The organism is Pandoraea terrae, assembly GCF_902459695.1.
In the GTDB taxonomy this organism is placed as follows: domain Bacteria; phylum Pseudomonadota; class Gammaproteobacteria; order Burkholderiales; family Burkholderiaceae; genus Pandoraea; species Pandoraea terrae.
Genome location: NZ_CABPRZ010000025.1, coordinates 18,941 through 44,788 on the forward strand (window position 1 = coordinate 18,941; position 25,848 = coordinate 44,788).

The window sequence follows — 25,848 nt, forward strand, 5'->3', positions numbered from 1 at the left end:
ATGAGTGAAATCACTTTGGTGGACCGCGTCATCTGCGCTGCGGCGCGCGCCTGGCAAAACGACGGCGAAGTGCTCGCCACCGGCATCGGCATCGTGCCGCGTCTGGCCGCGTCGCTGTGCATGGCCAGCCTGAACCGCGATCTGATGATGACCGATTCGGAAGCGTGGCTCGTGAGCGAACCCGTGCCGGTCGGCCCGCGTAACGGCTATGCGCCGAAGCGCGAAACGTGGATGGGCTTCGCGCGCATCTTTGACAACGTCTGGGGCGGCAAGCGCCACGCCATGGTCGGACCGACCCAGGTGGACCGTTTCGGCCAGGCCAACATCTCGATGATCGGCAGCGACTACCGTGCGCCGAAGGTCCAGATGCTCGGTGTGCGCGGCTTCCCGGGCAATTCGATTTCGCATGCGAATTCGTTCTTCGTGCCGAATCACAGCCCGAAGGTGTTCGTGGCAGGCGAAGTCGACATGGTCGCCTCCATCGGCCGCAATCCGGCGCGTTTGCCGCGTGGCTGGTCGGCCACCGACATCGACTTGCGGCTTGTCATCACGAATCTTTGCGTGATGGATTTCGCGGGCCCGGGCGGCACGCTGCAACTGCGTTCGCTGCACCCCGGCGTGTCGGTCGGACAGGTGCAGGAAGCGACCGGCTTCCCGGTGCATGTGCCGGCGGAGGTGCCGGCCACCCCCGAGCCGACGGCCGCTGAATTGGCGTTGTTGGCAACCCTCGATCCCCATAACCTGCGCGCGAGCGCCATGGGTGCCTGACGCGCGCGAGCGCACAGGCCTCTGCCCGATTTGAACGACGCAATACCGAGACCGTACGAGCCAGTCATGAATACAAATACACGCCCCGACGACGCTTTCGTCGACCGTCCCGACGACGCTTCGTACGAAACCGAAACGCCGGTCCTCTATGAAGTCAGCAACGGCATCGCCACGCTGACGATGAACCGGCCGTCGTTCAACAACGCGCAGAACTCGCAGATGACGTACGCGCTCGACGCCGCGTTCGCGCGCGCCGTCGACGATGACGCCGTGCGCGTGATCGTGCTGCGCGGTGCGGGCAAGCACTTCTCGGCGGGCCACGACATCGGCACGCCGGGCCGCGATGTCAACAAGTCGTTCGATCGCGCGCATCTCTGGTATGACCACACCAACAAGCCGGGCGCGGAGTTCAACTATGCGCGTGAGCAGGAGGTGTATCTCGGGATGTGCCGCCGCTGGCACGCGATTCCGAAGCCGACGATCGCGATGGTGCAGGGCGCATGCGTGGCCGGCGGCCTGATGCTCGCCTGGGTGTGCGATCTGATCGTGGCCTCGGACGACGCGTTCTTCCAGGACCCGGTCGTGCGCATGGGCATTCCGGGCGTCGAGTACTTCGCACATGCGCATGAACTGAATCCGCGCATTGCGAAGGAATTCCTGTTCCTGGGCGAACGGATGCCGGCGGCCCGGGCGTACCAGATGGGCATGGTCAATCGCATCGTGTCGCGCGACGCGCTCGAGGGCGAAGTCTACGCCATGGCCGAGCGCATCGCCCAGCAACCGCGCCTGGGCCTGGCGCTGACGAAGCAGGTCATCAACGGCGTCGAAGAACTCCAGGGGCTGCGCACGACGATGGACATGGCTTACGGCTATCACCACCTTGCGCATGCGCATGGCCAGCTGCTCGGCAACGGCCACCTTGGCGGCCATGACGCGCGTTCGATGGCATCGGCCAACAAGTCCGGCGCCTCGGCGGCAAACGGCGCGGCAGCGGCCGAAAGCGAGGCGAAATGAACGCCCGCGCCGAAAAATTTCCGGTGACGCCCGCGGCATTGCGAACGCCGCTGACCGAACTGCTCGGCTGCCGTTACCCGATCATCCAGACGGCGATGGGGTGGGTCGCCGGCAGCGAACTCGTGGCGGCAACTTGCAATGCCGGCGGCTTCGGCTTTCTCGCGGGCGCGACGATCGCCGCCGACAAGATCGAGGCCGAGATCGAGAACGTCCGGAAGCTGACAGACGACAAGCCGTTCGGGCTGAATTTCCACATGTTCCAGCCGAATGCGCAACAACTGCTCGATCTTGCCGTGCGCCACAAAATTCGCGCGGTGAGCTACGGCCGCGGCCCGGACAAGAAGACCATCGGCCGGTTGCGCGATGCGGGCATCGTCTGCATGCCGACGGTCGGCGCGCTCAAGCACGCGCAGAAGGCGATTGAACTGGGCGCGAACGTGATTACCGTGCAAGGCGGCGAGGGGGGCGGTCATACCGGTTCCGTGCCGACAACGGTGTTGCTGCCGCAGGTGGTCGATTCGGTCGATGTGCCGGTCGTCGCGGCAGGCGGATTTTACGACGGGCGCGGCTTGCTGGCGGCGCTCGCGTTCGGCGCGCAAGGCATCGCCATGGGCACCCGTTTCCTGATGACGACCGACAACCGCATTCCGCCGCAGACGCTGGCACGCTACGTTGCCGTCAAGGAGACGGACCGGATTCGCGTATCGCATCTCATTGACGGCATGCCGCAACGGATGATCGACAACGAATATCTGGATCGCCTCGCCAAGGCGTCGCCCGCGCGTCGCGTGATGATTGCGCTGCGCTCGGCGCTGGCGTGGAAGCAGCAGACCGGCATGACGACAAGTCATGCGGTGAAGGTGCTGTGGCAGGCCTTGCGCGAGGATTCGTCGACGGTGGCGCAGACGGTCATGGCCGCCAATGCGCCGATGCTGCTGCAGCGCGCCATGATCGACGGCGAACCCGCCGACGGCGTGATGTCGGCCGGGCAGGTCGCGGCCATCATCGACCGGCTCCAGTCGTGCGAGGAAGTGATCGACGGGATCGTCGCGCAAGCGGCGGCGCGCCTGGCCGAGTGGCAGGTGCAAGGCTGACCCGCCCCAGGCACGAACAGACATTTCAGGATTTCACATGGCAGAACAATTTCAGATTCAGATTCATGACAACGGCGTCGCGGAGATCGTGCTCGACCGTCCGCCCGTCAATGCGCTCAATGCCGCAGGCTGGCACGGCCTGGCCGCCGCGATCGATGCTACCGGCAAGCGGCCGGAAGTGCGCGTCATCGTGATTCGTGCGGAGGGCCGCGGGTTCTGCGCCGGCGTGGATATCAAGGAACTGGCCGCCGATCAAGGGTTGATCATCTCGGTCAATGCGGGCAATTACGCCACGTTCAAGGCAGTGCATCGCAATACCGTGCCGGTCATCGCGGCCGTGCACGGTTTCGTGCTCGGCGGCGGCATCGGCATCTGCGGTGCGGCTGACATCGTCATCGCGGCCGATGACGCCCAGTTCGGCCTGCCCGAAGTCGACCGTGGCGCAATGGGCGGTGCGGCCCATCTGCAACGCATGTTCGGCGTGCAGAAGACCCGTTATCTCTTCTTCACGGGCGAAATGATCGGCGCGCAGGCAGCGCTCGAAGCGCGTGCGATCGAACGGGTGGTGCCGCGTGCCGAGTTGCGCGAGACGGCGCTGGCGATCGCTGCGAAGATTGCGGCCAAGAGTCCCGCCATGATTCGTATCGCCAAGGAAGCGCTCAACGGCGTCGAAGACGGCAACCTTGAAGACAAATACCGGTGGGAGCAGGGATTCACACTGCAGGCCTACATGAGTCCCGATTCCGCCGAAACGCGTGATGCGTTCGTCGAGAAGCGCGACGCAAAGTTTTGAAAGTCGCAGTTCAGAAGCAACGGTAAGCGTGGGAGGCGCCCGATGAACCTGAATTACACACCCGAACAACAGGCCTTCCGCGAGGAAGTTCGCCAGTGGCTGGCGGCAAACGTGCCGAAGGAGCCCTTTGGCAGTTACGACACGCGCGAAGGGTTCGAGCAGCATCGCGCATGGGAAGCGGTGCTCGCCGATGCGGGCTGGAGCAGCGTCACATGGCCGAAGTCCCTTGGCGGGCGCGGCAGCGACCTGATCGAATGGCTCATCTTCGAAGAGGAATACTGGGCCGCCGATGCGCCGATGCGTGTCAATCAGAATGGCATTCTGCTGTTGGGGCCGACGCTGATGGAGTTCGGCACGCCCGAACAGAAGGCGCGCTTCCTGCCGCGCATGGCGCGCTGCGACGACATGTGGGCGCAGGGCTGGTCGGAGCCGAATGCCGGGTCGGACATGGCGGCGATCAGCAGCCGGGCGGTCCGCCAGGGCGATCACTACGTGCTCAACGGCCAGAAGACCTGGTCGACGCGTGCACTGTTCGCCAACTGGCTCTTCGGCCTGTTCCGCAGCGAACCCGATTCGCAGCGCCATCACGGATTGACGTATCTGCTCGTGCCGCTCGATTCGCCGGGCATCACGATTCGCCCGATCACGGCGCTCAACGGCAAGCAGGCGTTTGCCGAGGTCTTCTTCGACGACGTGCGCGTGCCGGTCGAGAACCGTCTGGGTGAGCAGGGCCAGGGTTGGCACGTGGCGATGGCGACGGCCGGTTTCGAGCGGGGCTTGCTGCTGCGCTCGCCGGCGCGCTACGAGCGCACGGCGCAAAAGCTGGTCGAGTTGTATCAGGCCAATCGCGCCACGGCGGATCGCGATCCGTCGATTCGTGAAGCGGTGCAACGCGCCTGGATGGGCGCCCAGGCGTACCGCCTGTCGGCCTATCACACGGTCGGACGCCTGCATCGCGGCGCCAAGATCGGCGCGGAGTCGAGCACCAACAAGATCTTCTGGTCGGAGCTCGATCTCGAAATGCACGAGACCGCCATGCGCATCCTCGGCCCGCAGGGCGAGTGGGTGGGCGGCCGCGCCGTCGCCGATGGCGACTGGCTTGAAGGCTTCCTGTTCGCACAGGCCGGGCCGATCTATGCCGGCACGAACGAAATTCAACGCAACATCATCGCCGAGCGCATGCTGGGCTTGCCGAAGGGCTAAGCGGAGACCGTTCATGGACTTTACTTTTACTGACGATCAGACGGCGTTCCGCGATTCGATCAGCCGCTTCCTGATGACGGAAGCCGCGCCGGAAATGCTGCGCGAGATTTGGGAGACGGACGGCGGCCGCTCCCCGAACCTGCGCAATAAAATCGCAGAACAGGGACTGACCGCGTTGTCCGTCTCCGAGGACGAGGGCGGGCTGGGGCAGGGCGACGTCGCTTGGGTGCTGATGACACAGGAACTGGGTTATTACGCCATTCCCGATTCGCTGGCCGATACTGCCTATGTCGGCGCCGGCATGCTCGCCGGTTTGCCGGCGGAACACGCAGTGCGTGTCGAATGGCTGCCGCGCGTGGCCGACGGCAGCTGTCGCATCGCCGTCGGGCATCCCGTCAATCCGCTGATCGCGGACGCGCATCTGGCCGATCTCCTGCTGTTGCCGAACGTGGTCAAGGGCGGCACCGAACTGCACGCGGTACCGCGCGCTGCGGTGGACGTCGTGCCGCAAGGGAGCATCGACGGTTCGCGCCGGCTGGCCGAGGTCCGCTGGACGCCGGGCGCCGCGACGCGGGTGGCCGATGCCGCTGCCGGGCAGCGCCTGTGGGACGAAGCGCTCGATCGCGGCGCGATCAATGTGAGCGGGCAGCTCGTCGGACTGGCGCAGCGCATGCTCGACCTGTCCGTAGATTACGTCGCCCAGCGCAAACAGTTTGGCCGCCCGATCGGCGCGTTCCAGGCGGTCAAGCATCATCTGGCCGACGTGGTCACGAAAATCGAATTCGCCAAGCCGGTGCTGTACCGCGCGGCCTACGCGATCGCGCACAACGAACCGCAACGTGCGTTGCTGGTCTCGCACGCCAAGCTGGTGTGCGCCGACGCTGCATGGACGGCCGCGCGCAAGGGCATTCAGGTGCACGGCGCGATGGGCTACACGTGGGAAGTCGATTTGCAGATGTTCGCCAAGCGCGCATGGGTACTCGACGCCGCCTGGGGCGATCGCGCATTCCACAAATCGCGGATGGGCGACAGCCTGTTCGGCGCCGATGCGCCGCTCGGCCCGTTGGGGCCGGTCGACTCGCCCCGCAACACCCAGGAGGGCCGCTGATCATGGCTCAGGCTTATATCGTCGACGCACTGCGTTCGCCGACCGGCAAGCGCCGCGGCGCGCTCGCCACCATGCACGGCGCGGATCTGGGCGCCCACGTCATCAAGGCCATCGTCGAGCGCAACGGCGTGCCGGCGGAGGATTATGACGATGTGATCTTCGGGTGCGTCGATACCATCGGCGCGCTGGCGGGCGACATCGCGCGCACCGCATGGCTGGCGGCGGGCATGCCGATGTGCGTGCCCGGCACCACCGTCGACCGCCAGTGCGGCTCGTCGCAGCAGGCGATTCATTTCGCTGCGCAGGCGGTCATGAGCGGCACGCAGGACGTAATCCTCGCCGGCGGCGTGCAGACCATGTCGAGCATTCCGATTTCATCGGCGATGCTGGCGGGGCAAGCGCTTGGCTTCACGACTCCGTTTGCCGAAAGCGAAGGGTGGCAGAAGCGCTTCGGCGACGCGCCGGTCAATCAGTTCTACGCAGCGCAGCGCATCGCCGATCACTGGGGGGCGACGCGCGAAGCGATGGAAGCGTTCGCGCTGGAGAGTCATCGCCGCGCGCTGACGGCGATTCGCGAAGGCGTTTTCGATCGCGAAGTCGTGCCGGTCGAAGGACGTCTCGCAATGGACGAGACCGCGCGCGAAAGCACGCTGGAAAAAATGGCGACGCTCGAGCCGGTCGATCCGGCGTATCCGTCGATCACGGCGGCGGTGTCGAGTTCAACGTGCGATGCGTCGGCGGCACTGCTGATCGTCTCGGAAACGGCGCTCAAGCGCTACAACCTGACGCCCCGCGCGCGTATCCATCATTTGTCGGTGCGTGCCGACGATCCCATCTGGCACCTGACCGCGCCGATCCCGGCAACGCAGCATGCCCTCAAGCGTGCCGGCATGTCGCTCGACGACATCGATCTGGTCGAGATCAACGAGGCGTTTGCGTCGGTCGTGATGGCGTGGCTGAAGGAAACGGGCTATCCGCACGAGCGCACCAACGTCAACGGCGGCGCCATCGCGCTGGGTCACCCGTTGGGGGCCTCGGGCGCAAAGCTGATGACGACGCTGCTGCACGAGCTCGAACGCCGCGGCGGCCGCTATGGGCTGCAGACGATGTGCGAGGGCGGCGGGCAGGCGAACGTCACCATCATCGAACGGTTGTAAGGGAATTTGATCATGAGTCTTTGCGAGAATCGTACTGTCATCATTACCGGCGCCGGCGGCGGTCTCGGCCGCGCGTATGCGCTGGCCTACGCGTCCGAAGGTGCGAACGTAGTCGTCAACGACGTCCGCCTGGAAGCGGCAGATGCCGTGGCCGGCGAGATTCGCGAAGCCGGCGGCCGGGCGCTCGCCAACAGCGGCGACATCACGACCATGGCCGGCGCGCAGTCGATCATCGATGCGGCCGTGGCCGAGTTCGGCGAAGTGCACGTGCTGGTCAACAACGCCGGCATTCTGCGCGACCGCATGTTCCTGTCCTTGTCGGAAGACGACTGGGATCAGGTCATGCGAGTGCATCTGAAAGGGCATTTCTGCCTCGCGAATCTGCTCGCGAAACGCTGGCGCGATGCGGCCAAGGCGGGCAACGCCGTCGACGCGCGCATCATCAACACCAGCTCGGGCGCAGGCTTGCAGGGTTCGGTCGGCCAGTCCAACTACGTGGCTGCCAAGGGCGGTATCGCCGCGCTGACGCTGGTGCAGGCGGCCGAACTTGGGCGCTACGGCATTACCGTCAACTGCCTGGCGCCCGCCGCGCGTACGTCGATGACGGAGAGCGCCATGCCCGACATGGTGAAGAAGCCGGAAAACGGTTTCGACGCCTGGGACCCGATGAATGTCGCGTCGATCGTGGTGTGGCTCGGCAGCACCGCGTCGCGCCATGTCACGGGGCGCTGTTTCGAAGCGAAGGGCGGGGAATTGTCAGTGGCCGACGGCTGGCGCACCGGCAGGACCGTGGACAAGGGCGCCCGCTGGAGCCCTGCCGAGCTGACGCCGGTGGTCGACAAACTCATCGCCGAAGCGGTGCCGCCGCAGAAGGTCTACGGCGCCTGATCGCCGCTCATCCGAAGGAAGGTCTCAATCATGAAAGCTGCTCCCGATTACGTCCCGGCGCATGGCCTGCTGCGCGGCAAGTCGGTGCTGGTGACGGCTGCCGCCGGCGCCGGCATCGGCTTTTCCGTGGCACAACGCGCTGCCGAGGAAGGCTGCCGCGCGCTGTTCATCTCCGACGTGCATGAACGCCGTCTGAACGAAGCCGTCGCCGCGATTCGCACCGCCACCGGTCTCGAGGCCGTCTACGGCCAGCTGTGCGACGTCAGCAAGGAAGACCAGGTACAGGCGCTCGTCAGCCAGGCCGAACAACAGATGGACGGCATCGACGTGCTCGTCAACAATGCCGGTCTTGGCACGAGCTGCCGGGTGGTCGACATGAGCGACGACGAATGGCAGCGCGTGCTCGACATTACGCTGACCGGCACGTTCCGCATGACCCGCGCCGCATTGCGTTCGATGCAGCCGCGCGGGCGCGGCGTGATCGTCAACAATGCCTCCGTGCTCGGCTGGCGCGCGCAGGTCGACCAGGCGCATTACGCCGCCGCCAAGGCGGGCGTGATGGCGTTCACCCGGTGTGCCGCAATGGAGGCCGCCGAGTTCGGCGTACGAATCAATGCCGTTGCGCCGTCCATTGCGATTCATGCATTCCTGAAGAAATCCGCTTCCGAGGAATTGCTGGATCAGCTTGCCAGCCGCGAAGCGTTCGGGCGCGGCGCGGAGCCTTGGGAAGTCGCAAACGTCATGGTGTTCCTGGCCAGCGACTACTCGTCGTACATGACGGGCGAAGTCGTGTCCGTCAGTTCGCAGCACGCGTGAGGGCCGCCATGCCGACCACGTTTGCAAGGGCCGCTGATGTGCTCGCCGCCGTGGGCGCCGATCTCGGCGTCACCGAGTGGCTGACGATCGACCAGCGCCGCATCGACCTGTTCGCGGAAGCGACGGGGGACCACCAATGGATCCATGTCGATCCGGTACGCGCCAAGGACGGCCCCTTCGGCACGACGATCGCCCACGGCTATCTGACGATGTCGCTGGCGAACTACTTCCTGCCGGCGCTGGCGCGTTACGACAACCTGAAGATGGGCGTGAACTACGGCGTCGACAAGGTCCGCTTCCCCGCGCCGGTGAAAGTCGGCGCGCGGGTGCGCGGTCATGGTCTCGTACTCGCCGTGCAGGAAGTCGGCGGCGGCGTGCAGGCGACCGTGCGTGTCACGATGCAGGTCGAGGGCGAGGAACGTCCCGGCTGTGTCGTCGACACGATCAGCCGTCTCTTTTTCAACGAATGAGTTTGTAATACCTCCAGGGAGTTCAGCATGCAGGATGCCGTCATCGTATCGACCGCACGTACACCGATCGGACGCGCCTATCGCGGCGCATTCAACGACACCGAAGCACCGGTGCTCGGCGGCCACGTGATTCGTGCCGCGCTGGAAAAAGCCGGCGTGGCCGGAGGCGACGTCGACGACGTCATCCTCGGCATCGCCGCGCAGCAGGGCACGCAGGGCTACAACCTGGGCCGTTTGTGCGCGTACACGGCAGGCTTGCCTGACACGGTCGGCGGCATGGCCATCGACCGCATGTGCGCGTCGGGGCTCCTGGCGATCGCGACAGCCGCGAAGGGGATCGTGACCGGCGAGTATGACGTTGCCGTCGCAGGGGGGCTGGAGTCCATCTCGTTGGTGCAGAACAAGCACAAGAATGCCTATCGCGCCCAGTCGCAAGCGGCAATCGCGGCGCAACCGGCGGCGTACATCCAGATGATCGAGACGGCGGAAGTGGTCTCGACGCGTTACGCAATCCCGCGCGCGGCGCAGGACGAATACTCGCTGCGCAGTCAGCAGCGCACCGCCGCTGCGCAAGCTGCAGGCCTGTTCGACGATGAAATCGTCCCGCTCACGACGAGCAAGCAACTGTTCGACAAAGAGGGCAACGTCACGGGCAACGAAACAGTCACGCTCGCGCGCGACGAAGGCAACCGTCCTGACACCACACTCGAGAGCCTGTCCTCGCTCAAGCCGGTCTGGAAGACGGGTGAGTGGGCCAGGGAAGGCCGCTTCATCACGGCCGGCAACGCCTCGCAGTTGTCGGACGGCGCGTCGGCATCCGTGCTGATGTCGGCCAACGAAGCCAAGCGGCGCGGCTTGCGTCCGCTGGGCGCTTACCGCGGGTTGGCCGTTGGCGGTTGCAAGCCGGAGGAAATGGGCATCGGTCCGGTCGTCGCGATTCCGAAGCTGTTGAAGCGCCATGGCCTGTCAGTGAGCGACATCGGGCTGTGGGAAATCAATGAAGCCTTCGCTTGCCAGGTGATCTACTCGCGCGATCAGCTCGGCATCCCGGACGATCGGCTGAACGTCAACGGCGGCGCGATCTCGATCGGACACCCGTTCGGCATGTCGGGCGCGCGCATGGTCGGTCATGCCCTGCTCGAAGGGCGCCGCCGTGGCGTCAAGTATGTGGTCGTCAGCATGTGCATTGGCGGCGGCATGGGCGCTGCCGGACTCTTCGAAGTCCTGTAACGCACCCCGGACGTCATGGCTCGCCGAACTCATGCCGAGGCGGCGCGCACGCGCGAGCGAATTCTGTGCGCCGCCCGGACCGTGTTCTGCGCGACGGGCTACACGGGCGCGACGCTCGACGACATCGCCGTCGCGGCCGGCGTCACTCGTGGCGCGGTCTACGGACATTTCGCCAACAAGCGCGAGCTGATGGCGGCCGTGTGCGCGTCCGCTGTCCACGCGTTCGAGGCGATCTTCGCGGGCGACGCCTCGGCCGCACCCCTCGAGATGCTGCGCCAGGCGGCCCGGACGTTGTTTGAGCGCGTCGCGAGCGACCCCGAGTTACGCCACGTTGCAGCCCCGCTGTTCAAATGGGGTGAAGCGCATGGCGCCGATATCGTCCGTGCGCAACGCCGGGCGCTGTCCGGCCGTCTTCGTGAATTTGCCAGTGCGTGCCTCGCACGCGCTTGCGTCCCTTCGTCGCATGTGCCGATGGCGGCTATCGCATTCGAGGCCTTCTGTTTCGGGGTCATCGAAAACTGGTTGTTCGAACCGGGATTCGATCTGGGCGGGCAAGCCAGTGCGCTGTCCGCCGGCGCGCTCGCGGTCGTGGCGCCATACGCCCGCGATCCGGTGCCGGGTGCCGTCACGGCCGTTGCGGCGGCCTGTCTGTCGGCTTCCCGCCCCATGGTTTACCAGACCCCGGGGGCCGGGAACGCCGTGCCGCCGGCGGCCTGAATTTTCTCTAGTCCAATTGGACCATGCGGGTGCAACGCACTCCCGCTAGCCTGACCAAAAAACGTATCGGGACATTCGCGCAGTACGCGGCGCGGCATCCACGAGCGCTGGCTGTGGAAGGAGACAATCATGAAGACTATGCTGCGTTCCGCTTTGCGGATTGGGACCTTTGCCGGCATCATTGCCGTGCTCGGCGCTGCCGTGATCAAGAGTACGCACGATGACGGGGACGATTCGCCCGTCATGCGCTATTTCGCGTCGAACGTCGCCGACAGCGCCACCTGCGGCGACCGTTGCGTGCCCGACCGCGGCCACATGATGATGGCCGCCATGCGCTGCCTCGAATCCCGCTGACCCCCGACGGGTCATTCAACGGAAAAGCCCCGCGTGAAGCGGGGCTTTCAAACGGACCCGGGCCCTGAGCCTGGCAGATCCGCCCTCGCGCCGTGCGGCGGAGAACCGCCGTCACGACGCTCAGGTACAGCGTCGCGTGTTGGGTGAAGCTTACACCGGCTGGATGTTGCTGGCCTGACGGCCCTTCGGTCCCATCTTCACGTCAAACGTGACCTTCTGGTTTTCTTGCAGGGACTTGAAGCCCTTCGACTGGATCTCGGAGAAGTGTGCGAAGAGGTCTTCGCCGCCTTCGTCCGGAGTGATGAAGCCGAAACCTTTAGCGTCGTTAAACCACTTGACGGTACCAGTTGCCATTTCGTAAATCCTTAAAGTTTTTCAAATGAGCGAGCGAGAAGCTCAAGGGCGCATGACATCCAAGCTGATCAATGGGACAACCGAGGTGACGCGGCGCGACAAATCAATGAACACGTGACTCGCCATAAAACGTGCATGCAAGCGTTTTTTTACGGGAAAGGGCACATGGTGTCAAGGGAGAAAACCCACGGATCATTGATCTACGCCAGTTCCCGGGCATGAATCGCTGCGTCGCCGCAACACATTGCCATATCCGGCCGTCCGGTCGGCGAATCGTCCAACCGCTGCAACCGGGATGCCGGAAAATGGCAGGAGCCCGATGCAACCGGCCGGCCAGCCCGATTCCGGTATCGCAGACAGGGGGCAATTCCCACCCGTGCCGCCCGGTTTCTCATCGCTATTGTGCGTTGCGGTATGACTTTCCAGCGAGCATCGGTGTTTACCCCGATTTGCCACGCCGCCGCGCCATGAGTATCAAGCTTTGCATTCGCTGAGCGGATGAATGGCCTTCCATCCTTTCGACTGACTCGCCGCACAAAACCCGGTAGACTTTTTTATCCACCGGTTTTGCTCACAGGAATGGGCTGCCGATGAAACAAGAATGACAACGCGCCAAAAAAGGGCAGCGAGGAAAGCGGAATGAAACGTTTGATGTTGATGAGCCGCCCGCGCAAGGCAAACTTTGAATATCCTGCTCACGCCGACGCACAGATTCACCAGGCGCTGCGCGGGCACGCCACGCGAGTACTGTTCGTGCCGGCGTGCTCCCGCAATCCTTGCCGGAGTACACGACGTTCGCGTTGAACGATTGGACCCCTTGTCAGAGAGGGGGGAAGGAAATTCCCGCATAGACCGGCTCATGGCGGGGGCGTGGGGGGCAAGGCCGTGACGGTTTTTTTCAGTATTTTCATAATTGGCCTTAAAATTCGATCGCCCTTGCCGATATTACTAGCCAACGGCAAGCGCTCATCTCAGCCGAGAACCCATCGTGGCCACCCACCAAGCACCGACGCTAGACGGACTACAAACGCTGCTGGCGACCGTGCAGCGCAACGAGCGCGCGCTCAAACGCTTCCAGGACATGGAGCTGGCACTTATCGGCGCGCCAGATTTCGGCCAGTTCCTCGAGGTTGTGCTGAATCGTCTGCGTTTCGACTTCGATTTGGCGGGTGTCCGGCTGATGCTCGCCGAAGTGGACGATACGCTGCGCGATCTGCTCGACTCGGCGGACGGGAGCCGCGCGCTTGGCGGGGGCCTCTGCATCGCCGAGGATGCGGGCACGTTCGAGGCGGTTCGCGGCGACGGCAAGCTCTGGATCGGTACGCCGCGTGAAAGGCACGCTGCCTTGTTCGGCGGGCGTCCGCCGGCCAGCGCGGTGGTGATGCCGCTTGCGCGCAATGGTCGCTGGCTCGGCGTGCTGGCGCTGGGCAGCCGCGATGGCAAGCGCTTCGCGCCAGACATGGCGACCGATTTTCTCGAGCGCTTCGGTGCTGTCGCGGCGGTCTGCCTGGAAAACATGTGGAACCGGGAGCGGCTCAAGCGCATCGGTCTTACGGACCCGCTGACCGGGTTGTCGAACCGCCGCTACTTCGACCAGCGACTGCGCGAGGAGGTCGTACGCGGCAAGCGTTATGGCGCGCCGCTTGTTTGCCTGCTGATCGACATCGATCATTTCAAACGCGTCAACGACACGCACGGCCATGCTACGGGCGATCGCGCTTTGCGTGCGGCCAGCGTCTGCATGCGGCAGCAACTGCGCGTCACGGATACGCTGGCGCGTTATGGCGGCGAGGAATTTGCTGCGCTGCTGGTGCAAACGGAAGAGGGCTGGGCGACGACCGTCGCGGAGCGTGTCCGGCGCGCGGTGGCACGGCTCAATGTCCTTGACGATGCCGGCTTGCGGGTGCCGCTGACCATTTCGATCGGTCTGGCGGGCGTCGATCCCCGCGACTGCGGCGATCTTGACGACTTGCCGGGACGATTGCTCGGTGCTGCGGACCGGGCGCTCTATCAAGCGAAACGGAGTGGGCGCGATCGCGTTGTGGTGACGCCACAAGCGGCGTTGCGCATGACGTTGCCGCTGGAAGACAGGCTCTGAACGGGGGCCGCCGGACGTCGATGCCGCGCGTGTTACGTGGCGTGTTACGTAACGCGCGGAATTTTCATGCGGTAACACGATGTCACGCGGCGTTCAATGCGTGCTGAACCAGGCGATGAGAAGGGAGACAGTGACGACTGAGCCGATCGTCGAGAGCAGGATGGCACGGGAGGCGACGGCGGCCTCGCGTTCGTAGAGCTGCGCGAGCATGAACGGGCCCGTGCCGATCGGCAGGGCGGCCAGCAGCAGCGCGCTGTGCGACCACAAGGCGGGCAGGTCGAACACGCGGAATGCGAGCCATGCGGTGATCGCCGGTTGAAAAATCAACTTCAGACCGACCAGCCGGCCAACGGATTTCGCAATACGCGGCGCTTTCGCGGCACCGGCGCTTTGCGCGAGAAACATGCCGATGGCGATCAGGGCACAGGGGCTGGCGGCCCCCCCGAGCAGTTGCGTGAAGTGCAGGACCGGTTGCGGCAGGGATACGTGTGCGGCGGCCAGCGCCATCCCGGCGAATGGCGATACGACGAGCGGGTTGCGCACGAGCGCACGGGTGACCTTGCCGACGGTCTGCTTCACGTTTGGCGAAGTTTGCTGATCCGTCTCGATGATGGCGATGGAAATCGCAAAGAGGACCGTTGCCGTGAGCAACATTGCCACGACGACAGCCGGCACGCTGTCCGGCCCGAAGGCAACAAGACACAGCGGTAGCCCCATGAATCCCGCGTTGGGGTAAGCGGCGCCCATGCCTTCGATGCTCGCGTCGGTCAGGCGGCCTCGCACCGCGCGATCGAGCACGAAGGAAAGCAGGAAAGTCGCGGCCATGCCGCCGCCGAACGCGCCGAGAAATCCCGGATTGACGAGTTGCGACCATGTCGTCTGCGCCATCGACTGGAACAGGACCGCGGGCAGGGCAAGATAGACGACGAACCGGTTGAGGCTGTCCATGGCCGCCGGACCGAGCCATTGACGGCGTGTGCAGAAATAACCAACGAGAATCAACCCGAAGACCGGCAGGGCGGCGGAGACGACGGCTTGTACGGCGTGCATGGCTTAGGGCCTGTTCACGCTGATATCGGGCTCGCGTTGCCCGGCCAAACGGGCCAGCCGTTGACGGCGGGCGACGCGGCGGGCCGTACTCGGCGGCAGGCTGGGGAACGTCATCGATCCTTGGAATCTTGAATCTTGAATACGGAATTCCGAATTCTATGACGTCACACGGGAATTGGGAAACAGTTCTTTTGACTGACGTGATACGCGGCGCACGCGAACGCCGCTCGGTTCAGGAATCGCTGGGGTCCAGCGCGGGCGGCGCGAGCTGTGATGACGAAGCGCCCATGGCGGCAGGCGTGCGCAGCAGCGCGAGCATGGTGGTTCGGGTGCGCTGGAGTTTGTGCGCGAGCGCCCAGGCATCGGCTTCGTTATCGAACAGACCGACCAGCAGATGGGCCTCGCCAGCGAAGCCGTCGGAGAACAGGCCTACATTCTTGGCGACCATTTCGCCGGCACGTTCGACGGTCACCGTGTAGTTGCGCGGTGAGCGGTAACGGTTGACGACCACTGCGAAGGCGCGTGACAGCGCGTCGGACATGCCGGCCTCCGGTTTGGGAGAAAGGTATCGCTAGATTGTAGGCGAAAGGTTGGCGGCCGTCGCCGTCGTGATGCGCCAGCCCGACAAAATTCGTATGCCCAAAAAAAGACCGCCGAACGGTGTCGGCGGCGCAACAGAGAGGGTAACAGCGCAACCGTGGTTGCCAGAGGAAGACTAGGCGTTGCGCATGAACCTGCGATGACAGCGCGCCATGACCGGACGCCGTCGAACGACGTCTCGGGACTCGACGAAACAAAAGGGGGCAGGGCAACGGCAGCGTCGCCCCATGCGCGGAGGCGTGTGCGGCGCTACACGAGTATCGGTAGCGCTTCGACGACCAGCAGCGCCACCAACGCGCCGATGACCGCGCCGATCGCCCGCAGGCTGTAGCGCGTCGCCCGTGTCGTTACCGGGATGCCGCCGACAAGCAGGGCACCCGCCACCGCCATCGGCAGGAACAAGGTCAGGTCGTAAAGATTGAAGTGAATGGTGGGCATCATTCTTGTCTCCTCGCCTGTATCGCTTCTCCAGTATAAAGACTAGAGACGCTTAAGACGATGCCCAAATTTGGTGCGGCGCAGCAACGCCGGGTAGCCTACGCGTGCGGCTTGGCGGCCGTTTTTAGGGCTACGCCATCGGATCGTTCCCAAACACTTGGCGCGATGCGATCAGTTTTCCTGACGAACGGCATGCATCTTGCGCCGCGTGTTCCAGATGGATTTTTCCGTGCGGCTGGCGGGGCGTTCCACGACGCTCGCCGGGGTCGATGCGCGTGCAGCGGGCATGTCCGCATCGCCCGGCTCGCCACGAGCCTGCACCATCAAGACGACCGTCAACAAAGATGCGGCAAGCGCAAGCAGGATCAGCTTCATAAGGCCCCCGGAGAATGCGGTCAATCTGTTTATCTGGTCGAATGTCAAGCGGGCCGGTCTGGCGCCGGTCCCACGACTGCGGGTGCTGCATCGGCTGGCCTTGAGACGCGCGATGGTCAAGCACGTCGCGCATGATAGCTGCCGAATGTTACAGGTTCGCTTGCCGATCAAAATAAGGCGATGAAATCCGCATGCGAGGCGCCCGACAGGTATGGCCAAGCGCTTGCGATTCGGGCGCATAAGCACATAACGGCCGTCCGATGAAGAAGCTTTAGACGAAATTTGCAGGAATGCTTGCGGTGAAATGCGGCCCTGTCAGGGTGGCGCGGTTTTACCGGGAAGTGGCCGCCAGGACACGCCTTGGCGAGGCGTGCCCCGGCGAAACCGGGCGCGGTGGCGTCAGGGTTGTCCGGCCGCGTCGTGCCACCGCGCGTCGGCCCGTTCGGGCAGGGCCATGGCGATCATGGAGGCCAGCGCGACGCCGGCCTGTGCGATTTCATGGATGAGGTCCGGCTGCGCGCCGATGGCCAACGCCGCGCCGCTCAGCGCGGCCCAGGTGGACGGCTCGCGCAGTCGTTCGAAAAGATAGTGCATCGTGTCTCCTTTGGCCGCTGCCGGTTACTCGCCGGCGTCCGGGCCCTGGTTGCCCGCCACATAGAACGGCGTCATGTCGACCGCGGTCTGCGTGAGCGCATGGCCGAGCCCCTCTCGCGCGGCATTGACGAGCACCCCGTTGTCCATGTCAATCGTCCAGGTGAACAGGCCGCCGAGCCCGTTCTTGCGGACATACTCGCCTTTGGCTTTCACCGTGCGAGGGGTGTCGAGGGACATGAACAGGCCCGTTGCCGCGTTGTAGAGGAAATCGGCGTCGGCAACCGGGTCCGTATAGAGCGTGAATCCGTTGCGCCCGCACTGGTTTTCGAGGTCGAGGTAGTTGTAGATTGTGTCGTACCACTCCGTTGTGCCGGACTCGAACGTGCCGGTGGCGACATCACCATCCGGCGCATACGTTCCCGCCAGCGGCGAGAATTGCGTTACGTTGGCGTTCTGCGCGTTGCGGCTGTACGCGGCATAGCCGATATGCACCTGTTCGAGCGGCACGCCGGTCTGGCGCAGGTAGTCGACCGCGCGGTCGACGCTGAATCCCGACGCCGCAGCGGGATCCACGTCGTGCAGGTTAGTGTGATGGGCCAGCGCAGGGGCCCATGGCGTGCCGAAGAAATCGTAGGTCATCAAATGGATCCCGGTGACACCGGCCGAAATCAATCCCGGCAGATTGGCCTGCCGGAGATCGTTCACATTGGCCGACGCGGCAACAGAAATCGTCACGTCCTCGCGTCCCGCCGCGCGCAATGCCTGCGTCAACGCCGTAATGAGGGCGGCGAAATTCGCGCCGTCCTGGTCGTCGTAGTCGTTGCCGGTATTGCCGGGCGCGCCGGGATATTCCCAATCGAGATCGACTTCGGAGAACATCGGGAAGCGCTCGAACAGATCGACCACGCTGCGGCAGAATACGGCGCGCCGCGCCGGGCTCGCCGCGAGGCCGTGAAAGGCCTGGCTCATGGTCCATCCACCGATTGAGATGGCAAGCTTGAGCGACGGATTCTGCGCTTGCAGTTGGCGCAAGCCGCCGAGCACGCCTTGCGCGCGGGACTGCTGGAACATCGGCACCACGTCGTTGGAGACCCAGCCGTCGAAGCCGCAGTTGCGGTAGCTGAGCACGTCGCCCCAGCTGTCGGCGAACGTCGCCTGATCGGGGGTGCGCCCGAAGTCGGCAGCGGCGCGCGCGATCGTTTGCGCTTTCTCGCCCTGGTCGCCGACGATGCCGGCGAAGCCGATCGCGAGCCGGTCGTACGCGTACGGATCGAGCAGCATCAGGTCGACGCCCCGGCCGGCGGCGCTATTATCAGTGTTGCCGTCGAGCCGGCCGTCATACTGCGACCAATCGGTGTAGTAGCCGGAGACCTGGCAGGCGTTACCGGCCGGCGCCGTGTAACGGTTGTACAGGCGGCGCGCGACGCGTGCAGACGTATACGATAGTTGCGACGTCGCGGTATCCGGCGCGAAGGCGTTGCGTGCGTAGGTGGCCTCGGTCGCGCCGTCGGCCGGATCGGCCGGGTACACGAGTTGGCTGGCTGCATCGGGGGCCTGCGCTTCAGATTGTGGCGTTTTCGTCATGATGTCCTCTCGAAACGTGGATGGAAATGCCGTGGAGGCGCTTTGGGATACGCAGGGCGCCATCGGCATTTGCAGCGTCGGGGGTGGGACGGCCGGTGACCAGTGCAAATGGTGAGTCAAGTGCGCGTGAGGTCCATGACAAAGGCAGCCAGGATGACGAATATGTCCGGCGTCATTGCGGCGGCGAGCGCAACCGACATGGCGCACGTGACCAACAGGACAGCGGCGGCGCGCCGGCGGATCGTGGCGCGCCGGCCGGCGCTGCCGGTTTTCGGGGAGTGGAGTGCGGCTGGCGCGTGCGGCGCACCCTGGAAGCGGTAGCCCACGCGCGGCACGGTAACGATCTGGCGGTGCAGGCCGAGCGGGATCAGTTTTCGCCGTAAGCGCGAGACGACCTGCATCAGATTCGTGTCGTCCTGACCCGGGCGCTCAGGCCATAGCAATGTGATCAGTGTACGTTTGTCATGTACGGCGTGCGGCTGGGCAAGCAGTTGGCGCAGCAGCCGGTATTCGAGTTGTGGCACGCGGACCGTGACGGCCCCGCAGCGGACTTCACCATAGCCTTCGCGCGCGACGCAATGGGCGATCGCGGCGTGGGCCGCTGTGTCGCGCGGCGCGTTGTGCGGGGGTTCGTCCGCTTGCGCCGGCGGCACGTAGCGATAGCCGATGCGCGCGACGGTCACGATGGCGCGGGCGAGTCCGAGCGGGGCCAGCGAGCGGCGCAGGCGCGACACCAGTTGCACGAGGGCGGCGTCGTCCATCCACTCCGCCTTGCGGCCCCAGACTTGGGTCATCAGGTCGTGTTTTCGCAATGCGGCGCCGGGATGATTGCGGAATATCGTGAGCAGCACGGTTTCCTGTGCGGACAGGCGAACTTCGACACCCTGTCGCTTGACCAGAAGAGTCGTTTCGTCGAGCGTGAACGGCGGCGCTTGCATGATAGGTCTCCTCGCAGCTGGTTGGGATGGCCAGCCTAGCCACGCGCCAGCGCCTGTCACAAGCTGCAAGGTGCGCGATGTCGTCCTTTGTCGCGTTGACGCGCCGTGGCCGCTGACCTTCTGACACACGTCGCGAGGCTGCCAACGGGGCTAATTTTTGCTTCGAAAAATCAGCCCCATTACCGGCGTCATGCTTCCGGGATGGCTCGTGCATGCGCGCGCGCCTGATATCGGGCCGGAAGTCGCCAATGGCATGTCCTGACACGAAAGCGCGTCGCTGGCCGCGCGCTATGCTCAAGCGTATCTCAACGTTCGCGCCACGCTGGCACGAACCCGTTCGCCGCCGGAGAACGCTGTCATGCATCATGCCGGGCCATCCGCAACGCTTCCGTCGTCCAACCTGCCGTCATCAATCGGCCAGCCGTCCCGCGAAGATATGCCGGCCCCGCATGGCGGCCGCTCGGCCACGACGCCGGGCGAGATGGGCGCCGCGCTCGCATGCGCGCGACAACAGACGCCGATCGCATCGGTGCCGGACTCTCCCGCCACGCGCGCTGCATCGATCAGGCATGTCGGTTGCCACAGCGACGGCGTGGGCCTAAGGACGTTCGCGATCGACTTCAATGCGCGACGCATCAAGGTCCGATTCGATCTTGAATATGGCGCATGGTTTGCTGCAAGCCGTCAGGCGCTTCAGTATTTTCATGCGGACGCGCAGGGAATGTGGCATGCGCGGTGCCCGCCCGCGAGGCAGGAACGGCTGTCGTTGGACGCGCAGTGCGACCTGCTAACGGCGCTCGGCTACCACCACGCAATTCAGGCGCCCGTTGTGCCGCCGGACGAAGTGCGCCGTGCCATCCCGCGCGTCGTCCACCAGCTATGGATTGATGAGACGGTGCCCGACGGCGTGGTGGAGCGGTTGCGTCACAATGCCTGTCAACTTCGGCAGTCTTCGCCGTCCTATGCGCTGTGCTTTCACGTGCTGTGCGAGAAGGAGAACTTCACCGCGATCGCTCGCAGGATCCGCGAGGAGGCGCCGGACGTCGTCGTGCGCTGTGTGCGACGGTCACAGTGGTTCAAGGCGTTCGTCAGCGGCCAAGGCTGGCACCAGTTTCTGGAGGCGAAGCGGTGGGCGCCGCGCTTCGTGCAGTACGACGTTCTCCGGTACCCGCTGCTGCTTCGCCACGGCGGCATTCTTCTCGATATTACGGATCCGTTGCGCCCGGGCGGGGTGACGCTGCCCGAACGAATGGCGCAGGGCGATGTTTTCTTCAGCCGCATGGTGGACCCATTTCGCGCCGGCCAACACGCCGATATGGACGTCGGCTGCATGGCGTCGCTGCCCGGCAATCCGACCGTCGGCAGGGTCATCGAATCCAGCTTCCAGAATTGGCGCAATCTCGGATATCACCCCAATATCTCCCAAGCGCTGGCAGAATCGCCGGGCGATGTGACACCCGTCTACCAAGAGCATCTGTCGGCAATCTCCGGACCACGGATGGTGACGAACGCTGTGTGCGAGGCGCGCGCCACGCTGCGTATCATCCTCGATCTTTACGAGGCGGCAGAGGACGGCATCGTCCTGTCGGAGTCCTGGAAGGCACGTTTTGCCGACGCCATGCAGTACTACTTTCCATTCGACGGCGTGCTTCAGGCGCACGTGTCCGCAAACATGCGCCGTGAGGTGACGCCCGGCCAGGCCCGCACGAGGCCGGAAACGCGCCCACCTGTGTGAGTGCGAGGCAATTCGGGAATTCGACGCGGCATACCGTGATCGCACTTTAGTGGCGCGGATTGACGAGTCGCGTCCACGCCGTTTTCTTCGTAGACCTTCGAGGACTGCAAGTGAGAGCCAATTCGTCGAAGCGGAACAGCTACGTCAACCTCGGGGCCCGCGTCTCGATTGTTGATCACCGGCGCCGGGTGGGCCGGTTCGCGCCGCATGATTTTCGCGGTGCGCATAACCAGCGTGCCCGCGCGGCCACAAACGGGGGGCCGTTGTGGGACGATCTTCGTATCCCCGGCGGAGATTCGTGGCGCTCGTGCGGCCGGCGGGGACGGACCGCACCCGCGCTGAAGTTGAGTTCCCTCGTCGGCGCGATGACCGGCGTGCTGTTGTTGACGACGCTCGTCAGCGGCGTCGAGGAGCCAGCGGATGGCGCTGCCGGTCCGACGGCGGACGACGCCGCACCGGCAGCGGGGCCCTCGCTACCGGCAGCACCTTTCGCACAAGCTTCGGCTGACTGGCTGGAATACCTCGATATTGGCGCCGCCCTGCCGGGCATTACCGATTACCTGCATGAATGCGGAGCGCTGCGACACGAGAGCCCGACACCGGCGCATCGGCTGCGCGCCCTTCATGCGTGCCTTGGTCCGACGTCCGGCGGCATGCAGGCGCCCAACGCGCCTGAAAGGTTCGACCAGGAAGGTTTCGCCGGTCTGATGACACGGTTGCAGGGCGCGCTCGGATTTCGCTTCCCGGCGGGCGTTGAAGTCGATCCGGAGTTCCGGCTAATGCTGTTCAACCGGCTGTTTCTGGTACTGCTCGACCCGAGCGACGTGTACGGCCACGGCGCAAAAGCCGTCCGCCGGCTCAGGCATCACCTTCTCGACTTGTCGCACGGCATCCTCAGGCCTTCGCCAGTGCAGTGCCAGTCCCCGGCGCGCACCGCCATGACCTTTCAGGCGTTGGAAAAGGGCGTGGCGGGCGCGGTGTTTTCGCTGGAAGAACGCCGCGTGTTGGGCGGCGCCCGGGCATGGGTCTACGACTGCCTGATGGCGCTGTTCGAGCCGACGCTGGCAAGGCACGATTTATCGCCTGCCATTCGATTTGGGAACCTGCGATGGCTGTTGCTGCGTATGGGGGCGGATATGGTGGGAACGCATGCCTGGCGCACGCCGCCCGACGCCCTGATCACCTTGGCGGCCGCCGCACTTCCGCAAGCGAACGAAACAGCGGCAAGTGATGCGTTCTACGCGGCCCATCTGCCCGCGATCCTGTTGTCGGCGCATGCCCAGGGCACCATCGATCTGCGCAATGCCGACCCGGTCACCGAAACGACCTTCCATGAAGCGCTCACGCATTTCATCGAGGAAACGCATCTCGAATTCGGCAGGATAGGCGCGCTTGCATCGCTCGAAGCCGGCCTTCCAACGCGCGCGGATATCTACCGGCGCGTGATGGAGGCCGCACACATCTGGGCGGATCGCCCGATTGAGGTCGGACATCGGCATTCGCGGCGTCTCAAGCACATGGGTTTTCATTGCATGGGCCGCGAAGGCGTGTATCGTCTGATTGATATCGCCATGGCGAATTGTCTTTCGGACGTTCGTGGCATGGACGGATGGTTGCGCCAGCAAATGGCGAACAAGGTCGCCTCGCCAGATGATCTGAACAAGCGGTTCGACGCGGAGTTCGGCGAAGCCGTGAAAAACCTGATGCGTTCGCATATCGTTCCGCTGATTCGCGACCAGATCGACATGATGGATGCCACAGACGCGCATTTCTGGCATTGCGGTGCGTGGAAGATCCGGCGCCCGATCATGATCAGGTACACATGGCGCTGCGGTGGGATGGCGCTGGGCGTATCGCCTCGGTGCGTGCGGGTCTCTTCGTCGGAAACCGGCATCATCATCGATATCACGGCGAAAGAATACGGTCGCTTTGCAACGCGTCATTATTGGATAACCCACGGCAACTTCATTCTTGCGCGCTTCGACGGCGACGTCGCGAAACTGGTGCGCGCCGATGTCAAAGCGTTCTTTCAAGCGAATGAAGCGTTATCGATGGGCGATATTGAGAGGCGGCTTGCCGCTTATCCTTCCGATGTCGCGGAGCCCGTGCATGACTTGGGCCGCCATGCGAATGCCGTGGAAGCGGTGGTGCAATTTCTGGGCACGGCATTGGAGAGCTTTCGCGAGACGGCGCGCCACGAGACCGACGAAGAACGGCGCCGGCAAACATGGCACGACTTCCTCCTGCGGCTGATCCCGTTCGTTGGCTGCGAAAAAGACGTGGAAGCGGCATCGCCCTGGGCGACGCCCGAATGCCTGCTTGACGGTCTCAGCGTGATCCCGGTGGCGCGTGCGGGCATCGCGCTCGGGCATGCTGGTGTGACGTTGGCTGAAGCGGGCACGCGCCTGGCTGCGACCGTGGGCGGGGCCGAATGGAAGTCGCTCGCGGCGCGGCTCGCCGCGCAAGGCGGGGCCGCTGCCGGGGCATCCGAGCTGTCGGGCTTGATGGATGCGCTGACGCAGGTCGGCCGGCAATCGAAGTCCTTCTTGCGCGAATCCGTGTTGATGTTCGATCCCGGTTTTCAACTGGCCCACGACGCGTCTCGCCTGCTCAATTCCGGCATCGCGGCAATGAGGCAGGCGCTGGCGGGAAAGCGGTCACTCAAGCCGCTGCTCGACGTGTTGGAACGCCGTCACCGCTACCGGGAAATCTTCGAGGCGCAGGCGGGTCTTTGGCGCGTGCGGCCGGGCGCGAACATTGCCAGGATGAACAGCCACACGATTGATGTTGATGGCCGAAGGCTTGCGCTCGCCGATGTCGGCGGGTATCGGGACGTCGTCGTCTGGCGCGACGGGCAAAGGGTCTATCCTGCCAATCCCGCCAGTGGGCGGCCCTACGGCAGAGCCCTCATGTACGAAGCGAAGGTGCCCGGCACTCGCGAATTGACCGAAGTGCCGATTCCGGAAGACGCCACGCATGCGTCGGACGCGCGCCTGTGCCGGCGCAAGCGCGCCGGCCGGTCCGGCGGCACATGTGTCTTGGCCGGCAATGGCCCCGAATATCGTTATCGTCTTTGGGACGAGCATCTCGCCAACCGGTTGCCGATCCACCAGTACCGCCCCGGTACAGGATTTACCATGATTGCTGCTTCCACGGGGCGCATGGACAGCGTGGTCGTGAACGAGCCATTGCCATATCAGGGGACTGTCAGGCGGGAGTATTTCGTGCGGGACGGGAGGGTGCTACGGCGCGATATCCCCCAGGGCCCGGCGTTGGCCCGGGATGTTCCGCTCTCGTCCAGCGGGCCGCTGGCCGTGACCCCCCAACTGCATGCGAGGCTGGACGCTTCCGGCCGTCTCGTCAACGTCGCGCTCCCGATCGTTACCGAAAGCGGTATGCATCGCAATTTCGTGATCAGTTCGCCGTATGGGACCTATGCCACGTTGGATGACCGATGCATGGGGATGATCGAAGCCGATGGCCGCCACTACGATTTTGAAATCCCGGACGGGTGGAACAAGCCCTTTGTACCTCTGGGCAAATTTCTCGTGACGCGGGCCGATGAGCGCGCTGTGGCGCTGTATCAGCGGTTTCGGGAAATACGGTCTGCTGAGCCTCGCGGGATTGTGGCAACCGCGGGAAACGGCCATATGAGGTTGTCGTACGTCCGGGACTTCGATGCCGGTACGCGGCAGAAATTCGATGCCACTTTCACGCGCGTGCAGACCGTTCTCGACGACGCTTGCCGGACACTGATCGACCCGGCGACCGAGAGTCAAGTCAACGACTTGCTCGCACGGCTTGCGCCTGGCGACGCACTGAAGCAATCGGACTTGCGTTTGGCACTTGGCGTGCTGCTGCATGACCTGCGCGATGGCTTCCCGGAATTCAGTAAGCAAAGAGAGGATGCTGTGGCGCTTGCTACGTTCGAGGGGAATCCACCGCCGGGCGTCGCCGACCTCGCAACAACCGGGCTTGCCATTTCCGGCGCGTTCGAGTTTCCGATTCCGGTCAAGCGCCTGGGGATGCCGATCATTTATCTGAGGCGAGACTGCTTTGTGTTGACACCGACCGACGATTTGGTAGCCGATCTGATTCACGAATTCTCCCATGCGAAGCTCAAGACACTTGATACGCTGGGCGCCGGCAACGCCGATGGACTTTACGCCGATCTGTCGGGTGACGGAATCCACCTCGAAGGCCTGCTTCCCTCTGTCAACGGCGCGTCGCTCGATGCGATCGTGAACCATGCGCCAACCCTTGAGCACGTGACCATGATCCTGGCTTACATGCCGCATCCGGAGCACGAACGGTTGATCGGCGACTTCCTGCAAGGCGCGTCGGATCGTTACCGGCGCCTGTGAGACCCATGGCAGGGTTGCATTGGCCGGACGACGGCTTCCCACCGCGGCGACGTGTCCGTAAAAAAAGAAAGGGGTGCGAGCGCACCCCTTCCTGACGTCGGGTCTG

At 64.5% G+C, this 25,848-nt stretch carries 24 protein-coding genes; 16 read left to right on the forward strand and 8 right to left on the reverse strand.

Annotated elements, in window-relative coordinates:
* The 13 genes from PTE30175_RS22320 (at position 1) to PTE30175_RS22380 (ending at position 11,612) form a co-directional block, all read left to right on the forward strand.
* Positions 1 to 768, forward strand: a complete 768-nt coding sequence (locus tag PTE30175_RS22320; protein WP_150699270.1) for a CoA-transferase subunit beta — start codon at positions 1 to 3, stop codon at positions 766 to 768.
* A gap of 66 nt (positions 769 to 834) precedes the next feature.
* Complete coding sequence (locus PTE30175_RS22325) at positions 835 to 1,782, forward strand: enoyl-CoA hydratase (protein WP_150699271.1); 948 nt, start codon at positions 835 to 837, stop codon at positions 1,780 to 1,782.
* Positions 1,779 to 2,876 (forward strand): NAD(P)H-dependent flavin oxidoreductase, encoded by a 1,098-nt coding sequence (locus tag PTE30175_RS22330; protein ID WP_150699272.1) that lies wholly within the window; start codon positions 1,779 to 1,781, stop codon positions 2,874 to 2,876. The genes PTE30175_RS22325 and PTE30175_RS22330 overlap by 4 nt, the downstream gene beginning before the upstream one ends.
* Before the next feature lie 37 nt (positions 2,877 to 2,913).
* Entirely contained in the window at positions 2,914 to 3,669 is a 756-nt protein-coding gene (locus PTE30175_RS22335) for an enoyl-CoA hydratase family protein (RefSeq protein ID WP_150699273.1), read from the forward strand.
* 42 nt (positions 3,670 to 3,711) lie between these two features.
* Complete coding sequence (locus tag PTE30175_RS22340) at positions 3,712 to 4,872, forward strand: acyl-CoA dehydrogenase family protein (RefSeq protein WP_150699274.1); 1,161 nt, start codon at positions 3,712 to 3,714, stop codon at positions 4,870 to 4,872.
* Positions 4,873 to 4,885: 13 nt separating this feature from the next.
* The gene (locus PTE30175_RS22345; RefSeq protein ID WP_150699275.1) at positions 4,886 to 5,980 is read left to right on the forward strand and encodes an acyl-CoA dehydrogenase family protein; all 1,095 of its coding nucleotides are present in this window, start codon (positions 4,886 to 4,888) and stop codon (positions 5,978 to 5,980) included.
* A 2-nt stretch (positions 5,981 to 5,982) separates the two neighbouring features.
* Positions 5,983 to 7,137, forward strand: coding sequence for an acetyl-CoA C-acetyltransferase (locus PTE30175_RS22350; RefSeq protein WP_150699276.1), 1,155 nt, complete (start codon positions 5,983 to 5,985; stop codon positions 7,135 to 7,137).
* 12 nt (positions 7,138 to 7,149) lie between these two features.
* Positions 7,150 to 8,025: an SDR family oxidoreductase gene (locus PTE30175_RS22355; protein ID WP_150699277.1), complete on the forward strand. Its 876-nt coding sequence runs from the start codon at positions 7,150 to 7,152 to the stop codon at positions 8,023 to 8,025.
* Between the two features lie 30 nt (positions 8,026 to 8,055).
* Positions 8,056 to 8,841 (forward strand): SDR family oxidoreductase, encoded by a 786-nt coding sequence (locus PTE30175_RS22360; protein ID WP_150699278.1) that lies wholly within the window; start codon positions 8,056 to 8,058, stop codon positions 8,839 to 8,841.
* Between the two features lie 8 nt (positions 8,842 to 8,849).
* Positions 8,850 to 9,311 (forward strand): MaoC family dehydratase, encoded by a 462-nt coding sequence (locus tag PTE30175_RS22365; RefSeq protein ID WP_150699279.1) that lies wholly within the window; start codon positions 8,850 to 8,852, stop codon positions 9,309 to 9,311.
* A gap of 27 nt (positions 9,312 to 9,338) precedes the next feature.
* The gene (locus PTE30175_RS22370) at positions 9,339 to 10,541 is read left to right on the forward strand and encodes an acetyl-CoA C-acyltransferase (RefSeq protein WP_150699280.1); all 1,203 of its coding nucleotides are present in this window, start codon (positions 9,339 to 9,341) and stop codon (positions 10,539 to 10,541) included.
* Between the two features lie 15 nt (positions 10,542 to 10,556).
* Positions 10,557 to 11,258 (forward strand): TetR family transcriptional regulator, encoded by a 702-nt coding sequence (locus PTE30175_RS29075; RefSeq protein ID WP_191629182.1) that lies wholly within the window; start codon positions 10,557 to 10,559, stop codon positions 11,256 to 11,258.
* A 129-nt stretch (positions 11,259 to 11,387) separates the two neighbouring features.
* Positions 11,388 to 11,612, forward strand: a complete 225-nt coding sequence (locus tag PTE30175_RS22380) for a hypothetical protein (protein ID WP_150699281.1) — start codon at positions 11,388 to 11,390, stop codon at positions 11,610 to 11,612.
* Positions 11,613 to 11,762: 150 nt separating this feature from the next.
* On the opposite strand, the gene PTE30175_RS22385 is transcribed toward PTE30175_RS22380, so the two are convergent.
* Positions 11,763 to 11,966, reverse strand: a complete 204-nt coding sequence (locus tag PTE30175_RS22385; protein ID WP_150699282.1) for a cold-shock protein — start codon at positions 11,964 to 11,966, stop codon at positions 11,763 to 11,765.
* A 988-nt stretch (positions 11,967 to 12,954) separates the two neighbouring features.
* On the opposite strand from PTE30175_RS22385, the gene PTE30175_RS22390 reads away from it, so the two are divergent.
* Positions 12,955 to 14,064, forward strand: coding sequence for a GGDEF domain-containing protein (locus tag PTE30175_RS22390; protein WP_224788928.1), 1,110 nt, complete (start codon positions 12,955 to 12,957; stop codon positions 14,062 to 14,064).
* A gap of 93 nt (positions 14,065 to 14,157) precedes the next feature.
* Here PTE30175_RS22390 and PTE30175_RS22395 read toward each other — a convergent pair whose 3' ends face one another.
* The 7 genes from PTE30175_RS22395 to PTE30175_RS22425 all read right to left on the reverse strand — a co-directional run bounded on the left by PTE30175_RS22395 (position 14,158) and on the right by PTE30175_RS22425 (position 19,643).
* Positions 14,158 to 15,114, reverse strand: coding sequence for an AEC family transporter (locus PTE30175_RS22395; RefSeq protein ID WP_150699283.1), 957 nt, complete (start codon positions 15,112 to 15,114; stop codon positions 14,158 to 14,160).
* A gap of 232 nt (positions 15,115 to 15,346) precedes the next feature.
* Positions 15,347 to 15,655, reverse strand: coding sequence for a hypothetical protein (locus PTE30175_RS22400; RefSeq protein ID WP_150699284.1), 309 nt, complete (start codon positions 15,653 to 15,655; stop codon positions 15,347 to 15,349).
* A 308-nt stretch (positions 15,656 to 15,963) separates the two neighbouring features.
* Positions 15,964 to 16,155 (reverse strand): hypothetical protein, encoded by a 192-nt coding sequence (locus PTE30175_RS22405; RefSeq protein WP_420819667.1) that lies wholly within the window; start codon positions 16,153 to 16,155, stop codon positions 15,964 to 15,966.
* Positions 16,156 to 16,323: 168 nt separating this feature from the next.
* Positions 16,324 to 16,527 carry a hypothetical protein gene (locus PTE30175_RS22410; RefSeq protein WP_150699285.1) on the reverse strand — a complete coding sequence of 68 codons (204 nt, stop codon included), beginning with the start codon at positions 16,525 to 16,527 and terminating at the stop codon, positions 16,324 to 16,326.
* A 399-nt stretch (positions 16,528 to 16,926) separates the two neighbouring features.
* A complete protein-coding gene (locus PTE30175_RS22415) occupies positions 16,927 to 17,121 on the reverse strand; it encodes a hypothetical protein (protein ID WP_150699286.1) in 195 nt (64 codons plus the stop codon).
* A 24-nt stretch (positions 17,122 to 17,145) separates the two neighbouring features.
* Positions 17,146 to 18,705 (reverse strand): glycoside hydrolase family 18 protein, encoded by a 1,560-nt coding sequence (locus PTE30175_RS22420; protein WP_150699287.1) that lies wholly within the window; start codon positions 18,703 to 18,705, stop codon positions 17,146 to 17,148.
* Positions 18,706 to 18,821: 116 nt separating this feature from the next.
* Positions 18,822 to 19,643 (reverse strand): winged helix-turn-helix domain-containing protein, encoded by an 822-nt coding sequence (locus tag PTE30175_RS22425; RefSeq protein ID WP_150699288.1) that lies wholly within the window; start codon positions 19,641 to 19,643, stop codon positions 18,822 to 18,824.
* A 481-nt stretch (positions 19,644 to 20,124) separates the two neighbouring features.
* Between PTE30175_RS22425 and PTE30175_RS22430 the strand changes: the two genes are divergently transcribed.
* Together PTE30175_RS22430 and PTE30175_RS22435 are read left to right on the forward strand one after the other, a co-directional pair.
* A complete protein-coding gene (locus tag PTE30175_RS22430) occupies positions 20,125 to 21,378 on the forward strand; it encodes a glycosyltransferase family 32 protein (RefSeq protein ID WP_150699289.1) in 1,254 nt (417 codons plus the stop codon).
* A 344-nt stretch (positions 21,379 to 21,722) separates the two neighbouring features.
* Positions 21,723 to 25,742 (forward strand): hypothetical protein, encoded by a 4,020-nt coding sequence (locus PTE30175_RS22435; protein ID WP_150699290.1) that lies wholly within the window; start codon positions 21,723 to 21,725, stop codon positions 25,740 to 25,742.
* Positions 25,743 to 25,848 lie beyond the last annotated feature (106 nt).

Bases quoted from the DNA above. Each gene is read 5' to 3' on its own strand.
- PTE30175_RS22415 (WP_150699286.1), bottom strand. From the start codon at position 17,121: ATGCACTATCTTTTCGAACGACTGCGCGAGCCGTCCACCTGGGCCGCG.
- PTE30175_RS22330 (WP_150699272.1), top strand. From the start codon at position 1,779: ATGAACGCCCGCGCCGAAAAATTTCCGGTGACGCCCGCGGCATTGCGA.
- PTE30175_RS22370 (WP_150699280.1), top strand. From the start codon at position 9,339: ATGCAGGATGCCGTCATCGTATCGACCGCACGTACACCGATCGGACGC.
- PTE30175_RS22395 (WP_150699283.1), bottom strand. From the start codon at position 15,114: ATGCACGCCGTACAAGCCGTCGTCTCCGCCGCCCTGCCGGTCTTCGGG.
- PTE30175_RS29075 (WP_191629182.1), top strand. From the start codon at position 10,557: ATGGCTCGCCGAACTCATGCCGAGGCGGCGCGCACGCGCGAGCGAATT.
- PTE30175_RS22420 (WP_150699287.1), bottom strand. From the start codon at position 18,705: ATGACGAAAACGCCACAATCTGAAGCGCAGGCCCCCGATGCAGCCAGC.
- PTE30175_RS22385 (WP_150699282.1), bottom strand. From the start codon at position 11,966: ATGGCAACTGGTACCGTCAAGTGGTTTAACGACGCTAAAGGTTTCGGC.
- PTE30175_RS22405 (WP_420819667.1), bottom strand. From the start codon at position 16,155: ATGATGCCCACCATTCACTTCAATCTTTACGACCTGACCTTGTTCCTG.
- PTE30175_RS22345 (WP_150699275.1), top strand. From the start codon at position 4,886: ATGGACTTTACTTTTACTGACGATCAGACGGCGTTCCGCGATTCGATC.
- PTE30175_RS22340 (WP_150699274.1), top strand. From the start codon at position 3,712: ATGAACCTGAATTACACACCCGAACAACAGGCCTTCCGCGAGGAAGTT.
- PTE30175_RS22335 (WP_150699273.1), top strand. From the start codon at position 2,914: ATGGCAGAACAATTTCAGATTCAGATTCATGACAACGGCGTCGCGGAG.
- PTE30175_RS22400 (WP_150699284.1), bottom strand. From the start codon at position 15,655: ATGTCCGACGCGCTGTCACGCGCCTTCGCAGTGGTCGTCAACCGTTAC.
- PTE30175_RS22350 (WP_150699276.1), top strand. From the start codon at position 5,983: ATGGCTCAGGCTTATATCGTCGACGCACTGCGTTCGCCGACCGGCAAG.
- PTE30175_RS22380 (WP_150699281.1), top strand. From the start codon at position 11,388: ATGAAGACTATGCTGCGTTCCGCTTTGCGGATTGGGACCTTTGCCGGC.
- PTE30175_RS22410 (WP_150699285.1), bottom strand. From the start codon at position 16,527: ATGAAGCTGATCCTGCTTGCGCTTGCCGCATCTTTGTTGACGGTCGTC.
- PTE30175_RS22430 (WP_150699289.1), top strand. From the start codon at position 20,125: ATGGGCGCCGCGCTCGCATGCGCGCGACAACAGACGCCGATCGCATCG.
- PTE30175_RS22365 (WP_150699279.1), top strand. From the start codon at position 8,850: ATGCCGACCACGTTTGCAAGGGCCGCTGATGTGCTCGCCGCCGTGGGC.
- PTE30175_RS22320 (WP_150699270.1), top strand. From the start codon at position 1: ATGAGTGAAATCACTTTGGTGGACCGCGTCATCTGCGCTGCGGCGCGC.
- PTE30175_RS22325 (WP_150699271.1), top strand. From the start codon at position 835: ATGAATACAAATACACGCCCCGACGACGCTTTCGTCGACCGTCCCGAC.
- PTE30175_RS22355 (WP_150699277.1), top strand. From the start codon at position 7,150: ATGAGTCTTTGCGAGAATCGTACTGTCATCATTACCGGCGCCGGCGGC.
- PTE30175_RS22360 (WP_150699278.1), top strand. From the start codon at position 8,056: ATGAAAGCTGCTCCCGATTACGTCCCGGCGCATGGCCTGCTGCGCGGC.
- PTE30175_RS22425 (WP_150699288.1), bottom strand. From the start codon at position 19,643: ATGCAAGCGCCGCCGTTCACGCTCGACGAAACGACTCTTCTGGTCAAG.